Genomic DNA, 13,827 nt, shown 5'->3' on the forward strand with positions numbered 1-13,827 from the left:
GGGCCCGGCTGTCGGTCAGGTCAGGTCAGATCAGGAGACGTTGAGAGCGGTGTCGTCGACCACGAAGGACGTCTGCAACGAGGAGTCCTCGACGCCGGTGAACTTCAGGCTGACGGTCTGGCCGGCGTACGCGGCCAGCGAGAAGGACTTCTGGCTGTAGCCGGTGGCCTTGTTCAGGTTCGAGTAGGTCGCCAGCGTGGCCAGCACCGTCCCGCCCGAGTTGAGCACCTGCACCGTGAGCTTGTCGTACGCGACGGTGGTGGTGGTCTCGGCCGAGTCGATGTGCAGCCAGAAGCTGACCGTGTACGACGAGCAGCCCGACGGGAGGGCCACCGACTGGGCGAGCGTGTCGGTGTGGCTGGTGCCGTACCCGTTCAGCCACGCCTTGTACGACCCGCCGTGGGCCGCCTGGCCGCTGTCGGTGGTGATCACGCCGGAGCTGGCCGTCCAGCCGGTCGCGCCGGACTCGAAGCCCGGGTTGGCCAGCTTCTGCCCCGGCGCGGTGCAGCCGCCCCCGGTGCCGTTCACGGTCAGCGTGTAGGTGGCGCTGCGGGTGACCGACCCCGCGCCGTTCACGGTGACCGAGTAGGTGCCGGGCGGGGTGCTCGCCGAGGTGCTGATGGTGAGGGTGGACGAGCCGCCCGAGGTCACCGAGGCGGGGCTGAACGCGGCGCTCGCCCCGCTGGGCAGGCCGGACGCGGAGAACGTCACGGTCTGCGCCGTACCGCTGGTGGTGGCGGTCGACACGGTGGTGGAGGCCGCGCTGCCCGGGTTCACCGAGCCGGCGGTCGGCGACAGCGACACGGAGAAGTCGTTGCCGGTGGAGCAGGGTGCGTCGTTGCCGGCCACGTTCACGGCCGTCCAGGCGGCCTGCACGGCCTTGTACTCAGTCGAGCAGCTGCCGTACAGGTCGGTCGCGGCCCGCAGGCTGTAGGCGCGCGCCGTGTTCGCCGGGTTGCTGGTGTTGACGTACGTCGTGTTGGAGGTGAAGTAGACGTCCAGGGCCCGGTACCAGATCTTCTCCGCCTTGGCGCGGCCGATGCCGGTCACCGCCGGGGCGGAGCCGCAGACCGGCGAGGTGCCGTACGAGGTGGCGCCGGTGCCCTCGGCGAGGTTGAAGTAGAAGTGGTTGCCGACGCCGGAGGAGTAGTGCACGTCCTTGTTCTTGGTGCTGGTGGACCAGCAGCTGTCGGACGAGCCGTCCAGCGACGGGTTGTACATGTAGCGCAGCGGCGTGCCGTTGCCGTTGATGTTGATCTTCTCGCCGACCTGGTAGTCGCCCGGGTCGCTCGGCGCGGCGGCGTAGAACTCCATCATGTTGCCGAAGATGTCGCTTGTGGACTCGTTGAGGCCACCGGATTCGCCGGAGTAGACCAGGCCGGCCAGCGCCTCGGTGACGCCGTGGCTCATCTCGTGCCCGGCCACGTCCAGCGAGACCAGCGGGCGGGAGTTGCTGGAGCCGTCACCGTAGGTCATCTGGGCGCCGTCCCAGAACGCGTTGACGTAGTTGTTGCCGTAGTGCACTCGGCTGGGCACGCCGCTGCCGTTGCCGAAGATGCCGTTGCGGCCGTGGACGTTCTTGAAGTAGTCGAAGGTCTTCGCCGCGCCGAAGTGGGCGTCCACGCCGGCCGACTGCCGGTTGGAGTTGGCGCCGGTGCCCCACGCGTTGTCGGCGTCAGTGAAGGTGGTGCAGGTGGAGGTGCCGTTGTTCATGTCGCAGGTGCGGCCGTTGCCGTGCGACGGGTCGATCATCTGATACGTGCTGCCGGAGAGCGTCGTATCGATGCTGACCGCGCCGGTGTAGATGCCCTGGCCGCTGCCGACCACCGACTCGATCTCGTCGAACGACCCGATGGTCGCGCCGGAGGTGGCGTCGGTGATCACATGCAGCCGCGACGGCGTCTGCCCGTCCGGCTGCCAGCCGCTGACCACCGTCTCCCAGGCCAGCCGGCCCTTGCCGGAGCTGGCGTCGACGAACAGTTCCGGAGCGCCCACGGTCTCGGCTTTGCCGCTGAACCCGGCGCGGGCCGTCTTCTTCGCCGCGGCGGCGGTGACCCGGGCCGTGGTGGGGAGGGTCAGCGGTGCGGCGAGTCCGACCGAACTGCCGGCGTAGGTGCCGTTCGGCGCGGTGTGGATGACGAAGTCACCGCCGTACACCCGGAGTCCCTGGTAGGTCCGGGCGTAGCGGGTGTGCGCTGCGCCGGTGGCGTCCACCTTGGTGCTCAGCACCTGGTAGGACTCGGCGCTCGAACCCTGGACGGCGCCGGGGTTCGTCTGCAAGACGGTCGCCGCTCGGGCCGCGGCGGAGGCGTCCGGCGCGGGAGCGGTGGGTGGGGCGGCGTGCGCCGCGGTGGCGACGCAGGTCAACAGGCCGCTGGTGAGCAGCGCTGCGCTGACGGCCGCGAGGGGTCGTTTCACGTGCCCTCCTGAAAGGAGAAAGGGTGTGACGGGGGTGGTCACGCATGTAGATATAGCGATGTGTTCAAGAAAAGAGAAGGCTTGGACCGCTCGCAGACATTGAGACTGGCCGAACGGATGAGGGCCTTGACAGGGGAACCAACGCTGGCAACGGCACGTCCGACGGAGATGAGACCCGCCTCGACGACCGGCGTCACGATCGCGCTCCTGGCCGCCCTCCTGGCCGGCTGCACCGGCACCGACCGGGCCGGAAGCCCCGCGGACCAACCATCGGCCACCGGCACCCCGCCGCCAGCGACCGCGACACCGACCACTCCGAACGGCACCGCGCCGACCGGCACCGCGCCGACCGGGCCCGTGCCGCCTGGACCGGGTGCCACCGACGCCGCGGCCGGTCGGGTGACGCTGTTCCGCTCGGGCGGTTTCGCCGGACGCGGCGACAACGTGACAGTCGAACCGGACGGCCGGTGGACGGTGGTGGACCGGGCCGGCAGCCGTCGTACCGGAAAACTCGACGCCGCCGACCTCGGCCGGCTCCGCGGCCTGGCGGCCGACCCCCGGCTGACCACCGAGGCCCGCCGCACGGCCACCGCGACGAGCTGCGCGGACGCGTTCAGCTACCGCCTGACCGTCGGCGTCGTCGAGACCGGGTACGTCGACTGCCCCGCCGATCCCGCGCCGCCGCCGGCCACCCGTGCGCTCGTCGAGCTTCTGCTGCGGGTCACCAGCTGACCGACCGGCAGCTCAGACCAGGTAGTCCGGGGGCAGGCCGGTGCCGCGCAGCTCCGCCGGCAGGTGCGCCACGTCGTTGACGGTGATCAGGTTCGGCGGCCCGGCCGGGCCGTACCGGATGACGGTCAACCCCGCGTTGTGGTGGTTCAAACCCAGCCACCGCCGCTCCGGCGCGTCGAGGGCATGCCGGACCAGCCAGGCGATCAGGAAGGTGTGCGTCACCACCAGCTCACGAACCGGCTCGCCCTCGGCTGCTCCCTCGTCGGCGACCACCGGACCCGTGAAGCGCCGCACCGCCGCCGCCGTCACCCGCGGCCCGTCGGCCCGCTCGGCCGTCGAGAATCCGGCCAGGAAATTGGCGTACGCCGACGGCAGGCCGGCCGGGTCCGTGTCGTGGGGGAGGTGGTCACCGGCCAGCTCCGTGGCGTACACCGGAACGCCGGGCAGTGCCGCGGCGACCACCTCGGCGGTCTGCGCGGCCCTGCGCAACGGCCCGTGGTGCACGGCGGCGAACGACCGGCCCCGCAGGCGCTCACCGAGCAGCGTGGCCTGCCGCCGGCCGCGCTCGGACAGGCCGGAATCCGGCTCGGTCGAGTCCGTGTCGGCGTGCCCGGTCAGGTCCTGCTCGCCATGTCGGGTCAGGTACAACAGCCGCGTTCGCATGCCGTACACCCAAACACACCGGAAGGCGCGGGACTGGCCCGCGCCTTCCGGTTTCTTGATCTTGGCGCTACGCCCGGGGGAACATCTGGCCGATGCGGATCTTGTTGCCGAACGGGTCGCGGATGCCGAAGTCGATCCCGTACGGGCGCTCGGTCGGCTCGTCGGTGATCTCGACGCCCTTCGCCACGAGCTCCTCGTGGGTCTTGTGGGCGTCGTCGGTGGTCATGAACAGGTACCCACCCAGGGCACCCTTGGTAAGCAGCTCCCGCACCTGCTCGGCCGTCGCCGGGTCCATGGCCGGCGGGCCCGGCTTCTCCAGCAGGATCTCGCGCTCCGGGTCACCGGGCAGGTTCACCGTCAACCAGCGCATGAAGCCGAGGTCCTGATCGGTGTTGACCTCCATGCCGAGCTTGTTGACGTAAAAGTCAAGCGCCTGGTCCTGGTCGAGGACGTAGATCTGGGAGCGGCTGATCGCGTTCATCGTCATGCCACGACCGTAGAGGGTGGCCCTGACCTGCTGCTTATCCAAAACTGCTGGGACGCGTCCAGGCCTTGGTGAAGCAGGACGGCACGTTGCCCGGCGCCGCGCGGCGACGCCGGAAATCCGAGGGGGACTCCCCCACGATCTGCCGGAACGTCCGGCTGAACGTGCCCAAGCTGCCGAAGCCGACCGCGTAGCAGATGTCGGTCACGTCCCGGCCCGTCTCCACCAGCAGCGCCATGGCCCGCTCCACACGGCGGCGTTGCAGGTAGCGGTGTGGCGTCTCGCCGAAGGTGGCCCGGAACGTCCGGATGAAGTGCGCCTCGGAGACGTACGCGATCCGGGCCAACGCAGGGATGTCCAGCGGCTCGGCGTACGCCCGGTCCATCGCGTCGCGGGCACGCAGCATCGCCCGGTTGGACTCCTCCACGGCCCGGCTCACCGCGGGCCGCCCGGCGGAAGGACCGACGTCTGCGTCACGTCCTGGTCGCGCAGCTTGGCGTAGACGACCTCGGACGTGAACCCGCCGATGAACCCGATGGCCAGGACGAAGAAGACCAACTGCCGCGCCGCATCACCGTCGAGCAGGCCCGGGTTGGTGGAGAGCTGCGCCGCGACGAACAGCAGGAAGGCGATGACACCGGCGGCCGAGCCCAACGCCGCCGCCCGCAGCCAGTTGCCACTGCCGTCGTACGCGTTGCGCACGATCGCACCCCACACCGAGGCGAACAGCGGGGCGGCCACGAGAACGGCGACGTTCTGCCATCCGCCGGTCGGAGCGGCGTACGCCAGCGGGATCGTGGCGAGGGCGAGCAGCAGGAGGACCAGCGCGGTGACCAGGCCCGCCACCGTACGCCGCCCGGCAGCCCGCTCGGCCTCGCGGGAGGCGCGTTCCTGCTCGGTGCGGCGCTGCACCTGGGCGCAGAGCGCGGCGACGATCGGCTCGGCGGCGCCCGGCTGCCACGGTCGGGCGAGCAGGGCCACCTCCTCCTCGGTGGCGACGCCACGCTCAGTGCTGAGGCGCTGCCAGACCTTCTCCGCGGCTCCGCCGAACGCGGCGACCGCGGCGACCGGGATGCGCCGGGACAGTCCGATGAGCCCGGCGATGAACGTGGAGCGTTCGCCGCCCACCAGCAGCAACGCGTCGGCCGTCAGCAGCGAGCGGTAGAAGCTGACCTCCCAGTCGTCGGTCGACTCGGGCACGACGGTGAACAGCTCCGGGTGCCGCTGGACCTCCTCGAAGTCCACGTCCTGCTGGTACCGACCACGGACCAGGATCGACCCGGGCATCGCCCGGCCGGAGCGGATGTAGCCGCGCACGACGTCCCGTTCCAGGTACTCGGGATCGCCGGAGTACACGACGATGCGGCAGCCCTGGTTGGCGAGTGCCGCACCCAGTTCGGCCGCCGCGGCAGCCGCACCCTCCGGGTCGCGTACGGCGGGCGAGTAGGAGCGGCCCGCCTGGGCACTACCGGCGATAGCGACGACCGGGCTCATGCGACTCCTCGACGGTCGGTGACACCCGAACTATAGGAGTGGCCGACCATCGATGCTCCTGCCGACGGGCCGCCGGGGGGACGAAACCACGGGGTCATTTTTCAGGCGGAGCCGGCATTGCCGCGATTACCGCGCCTTCTCTGCTCGTGCCGCGGCTACGGCGACAAGTTCGCGCAGCTTCTTTTCGGCTGCCGAACTGGCTATCTCCCTGCCAGGCCAGTACTGAACAATGGACGTAACTTCTCCCACCCTCAGCAGGACCCCGTACTTCGTGACAACATTCGGAGCCCGGCCGTACCTGCTGCTTTGCCGCCAAGCGACTGCCTCGTCCCCCGCCCTCGGGGCCGTAACTGGCTGCATCGACATGGTGAAGTCGTACCCGGGGGCGTCACCCCCCTCCTTCCAGGCCCGACACCGGTTGACACCGGCACGGACGCGGGCAATCTCAGCTGCAGCTCCATGCTCGGGATGGACCTTGACAATGTGGTCAAGCCGTTCGCTGTGCTCGGTATCGGAATAACGCCACGAGGCACTGACGAGCGAGCGAGCGCTTCCCTTGCTGTAAATGCCACGCTCCACGCCACTGCAAGCAGGGTTGTCGGTCCGCGATTCCCTTGCAAGATCAGCGACGCTACCCCGCCATTCACTACCTACATCCTGCCGTGTCAACAGCAATTGCCCCGCCTCGCTATCGACGGTTAGGCTGCCGACCGTCCGAGATGGCTTTGGGGATGGCCTAGGGCTGGCCGCTGACGCAGTGACAGCTGGCGACGAAGGGAACGCGGCCGGACGGGTGGTGCTCTCGCCGCATGCGGCCAGCGAGAGCACGACGACGGCGCCGGCCATCACTGGAGCTACCAAGAGCCTGACCCGCAGCGTCAGCAGCCAGCCAGCAAGACCATGGTGCCGACCCAGCCGTCCAGTGGGAGGCAGTTCGGGGACACGGGCTTTCGGCATGACGAGGACCCTAGCCCCACGCACCCCCAGCACGGACAGACACGCCCCTGACCGGACAGCCACACCGGAATCTGGCGCTCCGTTGAGCCCATGGACGTCCAGCCTTGCTCGTGCGCGTCGTCAGCCCGTCAGTCACTTATGAGCCAACGGTAGTCGTAGCCAATCGCATCCCAGCACTGCCGGACCCATCGCCGTTTGATCGGCGAGGCTGTGCGCCACATGAAGGCAATGCCCCCATGGATGCGTTCGCGGCGCGTCGGATCAAGCCAGGCCGGAAGGTTGTGGCAGAGGTCGGCGAGGGTGTGCACCTGCTCCTGGCGGCGGTTGTCCGGCACGGTCCGATCCCCATCCGATGCTGCCAGGTAGCGAATCATCAGGAGGGATTCCGTCAGTAGGTGCGTGACGGCGGCTTCGGTCGCCTCTTGGTCGTGCCGCGCGAGCGTTAAGTCGTCCTCCTTCGTCCGGCGTAAGCAGTAGCTTGAGACAAGGGAAAACCAGGATCGTCTAGCCGGACGTGTCACGGATCAAGTGACAGCGATCCGTAACACGTCAGATGGAGCCCGACATCGCCGGCGCCAGCAGACCGAGCGGGAAGCGCTGGCGGAGGTGTGGGAGGAGCACGACCTCACCTTTCCATCGGAGCGGGGCACACCGATGGAGCCCACCAACCTCAGTCGCTCCTTCGCCCGGCTCCGCGAGACCGCCGGTCTGCCCGGTGTCCGCCTATACGACCTGCGGCACACAGTCGTCTCGCTGCTGATGGAGCTGGGCGTCCCGCCGCACGTCGTCCAGGCCATCGCCCGGCACCTCGACGTGAAGATCACGCTCAAGGTCTACGCCCACGCCCGCCTTGACGCGATGCGTCAGGCGCTCGGCAAGCTGGACGGACGGCTTTCTTGATCTGATGACCGATAGTCTCCGTTCCATGGCCCTGCTGGCTGGGCGCACCCGACGCTGCCTGCTTTCGGCGCTCCTGTCAGTGGCCTGCGTATTGATGTGCTGCGGAGTCTTCACCTGGCAGGGCGAGTTGCACCAACGACGGGACCAGCGCAAGGCCACGGCCGCCCTGAGCAAGTACCTGGAGCGGGTTCGGGGCACCGATCACCGTGCGGCCTACCAGCAGCTCTGCTCCGACGTGCTACCGGACTACACCGAGTCGGACCATGCCGCGTTCCTTCGAGAGCAGCGACCGTTCGTGTCGTTCTCAATCGGCAGACCGGCGAGGTCCACCGGGATCGACGGTGCCTACCTGACCTTCCCGGTCACCCTGGCCTACCCCGACGAATCGACAGGCGTCGTGCGACTGGCTGTAGGCCTGGAAGAGGGCGGCCCCAAGGTCTGTGATGACGACGATTGGCGGAAGTGACCGACTTTGCCGGGCGCGGACGGCTGCCGGAGACCGGGTTGCTGTCAGCCTTGCTGTCAATCACCGCGCTCCCGGTCCTGCGGTCCGGGAAGTGCCTGGTGGAATTGGAGCCCCCGGCCGGGATCGAACCGGCGACATCTCGCTTACAAGGCGAGTGCTCTGGCCAGCTGAGCTACAGGGGCGCGTGCGTCGAGGTCAGCATAGCGACTGACGTCTGAATATCCCGATCGCGAGGGCTCCCGAGCATGGGAAACGTCAACAACCCGACGCCCGTCGCCTCGAGGAGACGTCGATTGATGCCTGCCCGTGCCCGAGTGCCCGGAATGCGTGGGCAACGGATCACCTCCGCGGGCCGCTCGCCTTGGCAGCACGGGGAAACCCGTTTACCGTGCAGTGACACGGACGACACCACGGCCGCCCCCGCGGCCGACCCGCCGTCCGCTGACCGGCACGGGTACGTGCCGGTCGCTCCTTCACTCGGATCGTCCGGCACGTTCCTGCCGGTGAAAGGAAGCGCACCACCATGGCTACGGTCACCTATTCCAAGGCGTCCCGGATCTACCCGGGCACCGAGCGTCCCGCCGTCAACGAGCTGGACCTCGAGATCGGCGACGGCGAGTTCCTCGTTCTCGTCGGCCCCTCCGGTTGCGGCAAGTCCACCAGCCTGCGCATGCTCGCCGGCCTGGAGGACGTGGACGCCGGCTCGATCTACATCGACCAGCGCGACGTCACCCACCTGCCCCCGAAGGCCCGCGACATCGCGATGGTCTTCCAGAACTACGCCCTCTACCCGCACATGACGGTGTACGAGAACATGGCGTTCGCCCTCAAGCTGCGCAAGACCTCCAAGTCGGAGATCGACCGGCGGGTCAAGGAGGCGGCCGGGCTGCTCCAGCTGGAGGAGTACCTCAGCCGCAAGCCGAAGGCGCTCTCCGGCGGTCAGCGTCAGCGTGTCGCGATGGGCCGGGCGATCGTCCGCGAGCCGCAGGTCTTCCTCATGGACGAGCCGCTGTCGAACCTCGACGCCAAGCTGCGGGTGCAGACCCGTACCCAGATCGCCTCGCTGCAGGCCAAGCTGGGCGTCACCACGGTCTACGTCACGCACGACCAGGTCGAGGCCATGACCATGGGCCACCGGGTCGCCGTGCTGCTCGACGGTGTCCTCCAGCAGGTGGACACCCCGCGGGCGCTGTACGACACCCCGGCCAACGTGTTCGTCGCCGGCTTCATGGGCTCCCCCGCCATGAACATCAAGACCGTTCCGCTGAACGAGCAGGGCGCCGAGTTCGCCGAGCTGCACATCCCGCTGACCCGCGAGCAGGTCGCCGCGGCCCGCGCCGAGGGTGGCGACGGCAACGTGACCGTGGGCTTCCGCCCGGAAGACTGCGACCTGGTCAGCCCGACCGAGGGCGGCATGCCGGTCGTCGTCGAGCTGGTCGAGGACCTCGGCTCGGACGCCAACGTCTACGGGCACGCCGCGCTGGGCGGCAACTCGGAGCGCTTCGTCGTCCGCACCGACCGGCGCACCATGCCGAACATGGGTGACACCGTGTTCGTCAAGCCGCGCACCGGCCGCAGCCACGTCTTCCACGCCGCCACCGGCAGCCGGATCTGACGTAACGAAGTACCGCAAAGGGGCGGTCCGCTTCGGCGGGCCGCCCCTTTCGTCGTACCCGGGGACGGCTTCTCACCCCGCGGTGCCAGCACCAATGTGGCTCCGCGGGGTGACTCGGCAGGGCGGGCCGCGCCCGTAGCGTCGCGGCACGCCCAACCCGAGGAGACGCCGTGTCCGCCACCGCCACCGCTCACCCGACCATCCGTTCCCGGCCGTACCGGACCGCCCGCCTGGCCGGCCACAGCCTCGCCTACTGCGCGATGCTGGTGCCGGTCGCCCTGCTCGCGCTGGTGACCGCCCCGGTGGCTGGGGCCGGTGCCGCCGCCGCGCGGTGGCGGACCCTGCGTACCGGGCTGCTCGGAGCGCCGCCGACGCCCGCAACCGGCCGGCGGCCCGGCCCGGTCGCGGTGCTCGGCCACGGGCTGCTCAGTCTGCTGCTCGGCGTCGTGGCCCTCGTGCCACTCGGCGTCGAGCTGCTGATGGTGCTGCGCGGCGTGCTGTACGGCATCGTCGACAGCGGTCCGTACGACCACTCCTGGGGTGGTCCGACCCGGGCCGGCGCGTGGCTGGCGCACTTCCTCGTCGGCCTGCCGATGGCCGCCGCAGCCCTGCTCGCGTTGATCGGCATCGCCGCCGTGCACCAGCGGCTGACCCGACGTCTCGACGGGGAACGGGCTCCGGCGTGGCTGATTCCGGTCACGCTGCTGATCGCGGTGGCCGGGGCGCTGCTCTTCGTCGCCTGGACCCACCAGATCTGACGACGAGGCCCCCTCCCGCACCGGGCGGGAAGGGGCCTCGTCGAACGTCGTTACAGCTCGACCGAGCGGCGGCGGGCGACCTCGGCGAGGGTGACCGCGGCGGCCACGCTGGCGTTGAGCGACTCCACCTCGGAGATCATCGGGATGCTCACCGTCAGGTCGCAGGTCTCGCCGACCAGCCGGGACAACCCGCGCCCCTCGGAGCCGACCACCACCACCAGCGGCCCGACAGCGGCCTCCAGGTCGTACAGGTCGGTGTCGCCGTCGGCGTCCAGGCCGACCACCATGAAGCCGGCGTCCCGGCACGCCTTCAGCGACCGGGTCAGGTTGGTGACCTGCGCCACCGGCACCCGCGCGGCCGCGCCGGCGCTGGTCCGCCAGGCGGTCGCGGTGATCCCGGCAGCCCGCCGCTCGGGTACGAAGACACCCTGCGCGCCGAACGCGGCGGCCGAACGGATCACCGCGCCCAGGTTGCGCGGGTCGGTGACCCCGTCCAGCGCCACCAGGAGCGGCGCCTGCTGCTCCAGGGCCGCGGCGACCATGTCCTCGAAGGGTTGGTACGCGAAGGGCGGCACCTGCAAGCCGACGCCCTGGTGCAGCACGCCGCCGGTCATCCGGTCCAGCTCGGCGCGGCTGATCTCCAGGTTGGCGATGCCCCGGTCGGCGGCCGTCCGGATGATCTCGTTGATCCGGTCGTCCATGTCGATGCCCTGGGCGACGTAGAGCGCCGTCGCCGGCACCTGGGCGCGCAGCGCCTCCAGCACCGGGTTGCGCCCGACCAGCAGCTCCGGGGTGTCCTTGGACGGGTTGGACTTGCGCCCCGGCGCGACCCGGGGACCGGTCCGGCCGGCGGTCGGCCGACCACCCCGACCCGCGGCGCCACCCCGACTCGCTGGTACGCCCCGGCCACCACCCTTGCCCCAGGTGGTGTCCTTGCTGCCCGGCTGACCGATCTTCGGGGCACGCCCCTCCTCGGCCGCCGCCCGGCGCTCCTTGTCCTGCTTCCAGGCGGTGCGCTGCGGCAGCTTCTCGGTGCCCGAGTAACCCTTGTGCCACGGCCGCTCGTCGGCGGGCAGAGTGCGCCCGCGTCCGGCGAGGGAGTCCTTGTTCTTGCCGCCGGTGCCCTTGGGGGCACCTGCCTTCGGCGTCAGACGCCGGCCACGGCGCTGCGAGTTGCCGGCCATCAGTCCTGCTCTCCAATAGTCCAACGGGGGCCCTGGGGTGTGTCCTCGACCACCACGCCGGCCAGCTTGAGCTGGTCGCGTACCGCGTCGGCGGCGGCCCAGTCCTTGCGGCCCCGGGCCTGCGCGCGCTGCTCCAGGGCCAGCGCGATCAGGGAGTCCACCACGGCGCGCAGATCGTTCGAGCTGCCGCCACCGGTCCAGGCCTCGTCGAAGGGGTCGATGCCGAGGATATCCAGCATCGCCCGTACCGCGGCCAGGGTGGTGCGGACGGTCACATCATCGCCGGTGCTCAGCGCGGTGTTGCCGTCGCGCAGGTGCTGTTGCAGCACGGCCAGCGCGGCGGAGGTGTTGAGGTCGTCGTCCATGGCCGCGACGAAGCCGGCCGGCAGCTCACCGAACTGCCCGGTGCCCACCCGCTCGGCGGCCCGCTGCACGAAACCCTCGATCCGCCGGTACGCGGTGGCCGCGTCGCGCAGCGAGTCCTCCGAGTAGTCGATCACCGAGCGGTAGTGGGCGGCGGCGTAGTAGTAGCGCAGGTCCACCGGACGCACGCCGAGCGAAGCCACGTACGCCAGGTCGAGCGCGTTGCCGGCGGACTTGCCCATCTTGGCCCCGCCGATGCTGAGCAGCCCGTGGTGCACCCAGTAGCGGGCGAACGGCAACCCGGCCGCCTGGGACTGGGCGATCTCGTTCTCGTGGTGCGGGAACGTCAGGTCCAGACCACCGCCGTGGATGTCGAACTCCGGGCCGAGGTAGCGCCAGCACATCGCCGAGCACTCGATGTGCCAACCCGGGCGGCCCAGCCCCCACGGCGACGGCCAGTACGCGTCCGCCGGCTCGTCCGGCTTGGCGCCCTTCCAGAGGGCGAAGTCGCGCGGGTCCCGCTTGCCCCGGTCGGGGGCGTCCCCCGCCGACTGCATCGCGTCCGGCGACTGACCCGACAGCGACCCGTACGCCGGCCAGGACGCCACGTCGAAGTAGACGTCACCGGAGCCGTCGGTGGCCGGGTACGCGTGCCCGTCCGCGATCAACTTCGTGATCAGCTCGTGCATCTCCGGGATGTGCCCGGTGGCGCGCGGCTCGTAGGTGGGCGCCAGCACGTTCAACGCCTGGTACGACTCGGCGAGGACCAGCTCGTTGGCGTACGCGATCGACCAGAACGGCCGACCCCGCTCCCCCGCCTTGACGAGGATCTTGTCGTCGATGTCGGTCAGGTTGCGGATGAACGTGACCTCGTAGCCGGCGGCCAGCAACCAGCGGCGCAGCACGTCATAGTTGACGCCGGAGCGGAGATGGCCGATGTGCGGCGGCGCCTGGAGGGTGAGACCACACAGGTAGACCCCCACCTTGCCGGCTTCCCGCGGGACGAAGTCCCGCACCGATCGGGTGGCGGTGTCATACAGGCGTAGCGTCACCGTACAAGGGTAGCCGTCCGCGCCTGTCCGAGCCCGCCGGTGCCGGGTCGTACGCTGCGTGCTGTGGATGAGACGGCGGGGTCCGGCCGGGCCGGGGAGACGTCCCAGACTCTCGACCGGGGTCTGCGACTGCTGCACCTGGTCGCCGACGCGCCGGCCGGGTTGACCGTCACCGAGGTGGCGACGCGACTCGGCATCGGCCGGGCGGCCGTCTACCGGCTCGTCGGCCCGCTGACCGGGCACGGCATGCTGCGCCGCGACAGCGACGGCCGGCTCCGCCTCGGCGCCGGGGTCCTGCACCTGGCCCGACGCGCCCAGCCGCTGCTCGCCGAGGGGGCGCTGCCCGCGCTACGCCGGCTCGCCGAGCAGGCCGGCGCCACGGCACACCTGACCGTGGTGGAGGGCGGCGAGGGCGTCGCCCTGGCCGTGGTCGAGCCGAGCTGGACGTCGTTCCACGTCGCGTACCGGACCGGGGCGCGGCATCCCCTGGACCGGGGTGCCGCGGGTCGGGCGATCCTGGCCGGTCGGGGCGGCGCCGCCGAGCCGGTGAGCAGCAGCGGGGAGCTGCAGTCCGGGGCGTACGGGGTGGCCGCGCCGGTGCTCGGCGTACCAGGTCTGGAGGCCAGCGTCGGGGTGGTCGCGCTCGCCCCGCTGGACGTCGACCTGATCGGCCCCCAGGTGCTCGCCGCCGCCACAGCCGTCACCGCCGCCCTCCGCTGACCTCCCCGCCGACCGCCTGGC

14 protein-coding genes and 1 tRNA gene are annotated in these 13,827 nt (G+C 70.5%); 6 read left to right on the top strand and 9 right to left on the bottom strand.

What is annotated here, in order from left to right; all coding sequences use genetic code 11:
* Positions 1-30 precede the first annotated feature (30 nt).
* A complete protein-coding gene (locus tag ABZT87_RS13860; protein WP_355064376.1) occupies positions 31-2,418 on the bottom strand; it encodes a M4 family metallopeptidase in 2,388 nt (795 codons plus the stop codon).
* 168 nt (positions 2,419-2,586) lie between these two features.
* Between ABZT87_RS13860 and ABZT87_RS13865 the strand changes: the two genes are divergently transcribed.
* Positions 2,587-3,150: a hypothetical protein gene (locus ABZT87_RS13865; protein WP_355135695.1), complete on the top strand. Its 564-nt coding sequence runs from the start codon at positions 2,587-2,589 to the stop codon at positions 3,148-3,150.
* 12 nt (positions 3,151-3,162) lie between these two features.
* On the opposite strand, the gene ABZT87_RS13870 is transcribed toward ABZT87_RS13865, so the two are convergent.
* The 5 genes from ABZT87_RS13870 to ABZT87_RS13890 all read right to left on the bottom strand — a co-directional run bounded on the left by ABZT87_RS13870 (position 3,163) and on the right by ABZT87_RS13890 (position 7,122).
* The gene (locus ABZT87_RS13870) at positions 3,163-3,813 is read right to left on the bottom strand and encodes a histidine phosphatase family protein (RefSeq protein WP_355135697.1); all 651 of its coding nucleotides are present in this window, start codon (positions 3,811-3,813) and stop codon (positions 3,163-3,165) included.
* 67 nt (positions 3,814-3,880) lie between these two features.
* Positions 3,881-4,300 carry a VOC family protein gene (locus ABZT87_RS13875; protein WP_354857380.1) on the bottom strand — a complete coding sequence of 140 codons (420 nt, stop codon included), beginning with the start codon at positions 4,298-4,300 and terminating at the stop codon, positions 3,881-3,883.
* Between the two features lie 34 nt (positions 4,301-4,334).
* Positions 4,335-4,736, bottom strand: coding sequence for an AraC family transcriptional regulator (locus tag ABZT87_RS13880; protein WP_355135699.1), 402 nt, complete (start codon positions 4,734-4,736; stop codon positions 4,335-4,337).
* Positions 4,733-5,791 carry a hypothetical protein gene (locus ABZT87_RS13885; protein WP_355135701.1) on the bottom strand — a complete coding sequence of 353 codons (1,059 nt, stop codon included), beginning with the start codon at positions 5,789-5,791 and terminating at the stop codon, positions 4,733-4,735. Before ABZT87_RS13885 ends, ABZT87_RS13880 begins: the two co-directional genes overlap by 4 nt.
* A 1,085-nt stretch (positions 5,792-6,876) precedes the next feature.
* Positions 6,877-7,122: a hypothetical protein gene (locus ABZT87_RS13890; protein WP_355064367.1), complete on the bottom strand. Its 246-nt coding sequence runs from the start codon at positions 7,120-7,122 to the stop codon at positions 6,877-6,879.
* Positions 7,123-7,276: 154 nt separating this feature from the next.
* Between ABZT87_RS13890 and ABZT87_RS13895 the strand changes: the two genes are divergently transcribed.
* Entirely contained in the window at positions 7,277-7,648 is a 372-nt protein-coding gene (locus ABZT87_RS13895) for a tyrosine-type recombinase/integrase (RefSeq protein WP_355064365.1), read from the top strand.
* Positions 7,649-7,673: 25 nt separating this feature from the next.
* On the top strand, positions 7,674-8,114 hold the full coding sequence (locus ABZT87_RS13900) for a hypothetical protein (protein WP_355064363.1): 441 nt from the start codon (positions 7,674-7,676) through the stop codon (positions 8,112-8,114).
* Between the two features lie 105 nt (positions 8,115-8,219).
* On the opposite strand, the gene ABZT87_RS13905 is transcribed toward ABZT87_RS13900, so the two are convergent.
* Positions 8,220-8,296: transfer RNA gene (locus ABZT87_RS13905), tRNA-Thr, on the bottom strand.
* Between the two features lie 341 nt (positions 8,297-8,637).
* Here ABZT87_RS13905 and ugpC point away from each other — a divergent pair.
* Together ugpC and ABZT87_RS13915 are read left to right on the top strand one after the other, a co-directional pair.
* Positions 8,638-9,729: a sn-glycerol-3-phosphate ABC transporter ATP-binding protein UgpC gene (gene ugpC / locus ABZT87_RS13910; RefSeq protein ID WP_354857386.1), complete on the top strand. Its 1,092-nt coding sequence runs from the start codon at positions 8,638-8,640 to the stop codon at positions 9,727-9,729.
* A gap of 170 nt (positions 9,730-9,899) precedes the next feature.
* Entirely contained in the window at positions 9,900-10,487 is a 588-nt protein-coding gene (locus ABZT87_RS13915; RefSeq protein WP_355135703.1) for a hypothetical protein, read from the top strand.
* A 50-nt stretch (positions 10,488-10,537) separates the two neighbouring features.
* Here ABZT87_RS13915 and rlmB read toward each other — a convergent pair whose 3' ends face one another.
* Both rlmB and cysS read right to left on the bottom strand, forming a co-directional pair.
* Positions 10,538-11,671 (bottom strand): 23S rRNA (guanosine(2251)-2'-O)-methyltransferase RlmB, encoded by a 1,134-nt coding sequence (rlmB, locus tag ABZT87_RS13920; protein WP_355064359.1) that lies wholly within the window; start codon positions 11,669-11,671, stop codon positions 10,538-10,540.
* Positions 11,671-13,086 carry a cysteine--tRNA ligase gene (cysS, locus tag ABZT87_RS13925; RefSeq protein ID WP_355135705.1) on the bottom strand — a complete coding sequence of 472 codons (1,416 nt, stop codon included), beginning with the start codon at positions 13,084-13,086 and terminating at the stop codon, positions 11,671-11,673. Before cysS ends, rlmB begins: the two co-directional genes overlap by 1 nt.
* Before the next feature lie 63 nt (positions 13,087-13,149).
* Here cysS and ABZT87_RS13930 point away from each other — a divergent pair, with 63 nt between their 5' ends.
* Positions 13,150-13,806 carry a helix-turn-helix domain-containing protein gene (locus ABZT87_RS13930; protein WP_354857394.1) on the top strand — a complete coding sequence of 219 codons (657 nt, stop codon included), beginning with the start codon at positions 13,150-13,152 and terminating at the stop codon, positions 13,804-13,806.
* The last annotated feature ends 21 nt before the right edge of the window (positions 13,807-13,827 follow it).

It is taken from the genome of Micromonospora sp. NPDC005237, assembly GCF_040607775.1.
In the GTDB taxonomy this organism is placed as follows: domain Bacteria; phylum Actinomycetota; class Actinomycetes; order Mycobacteriales; family Micromonosporaceae; genus Micromonospora.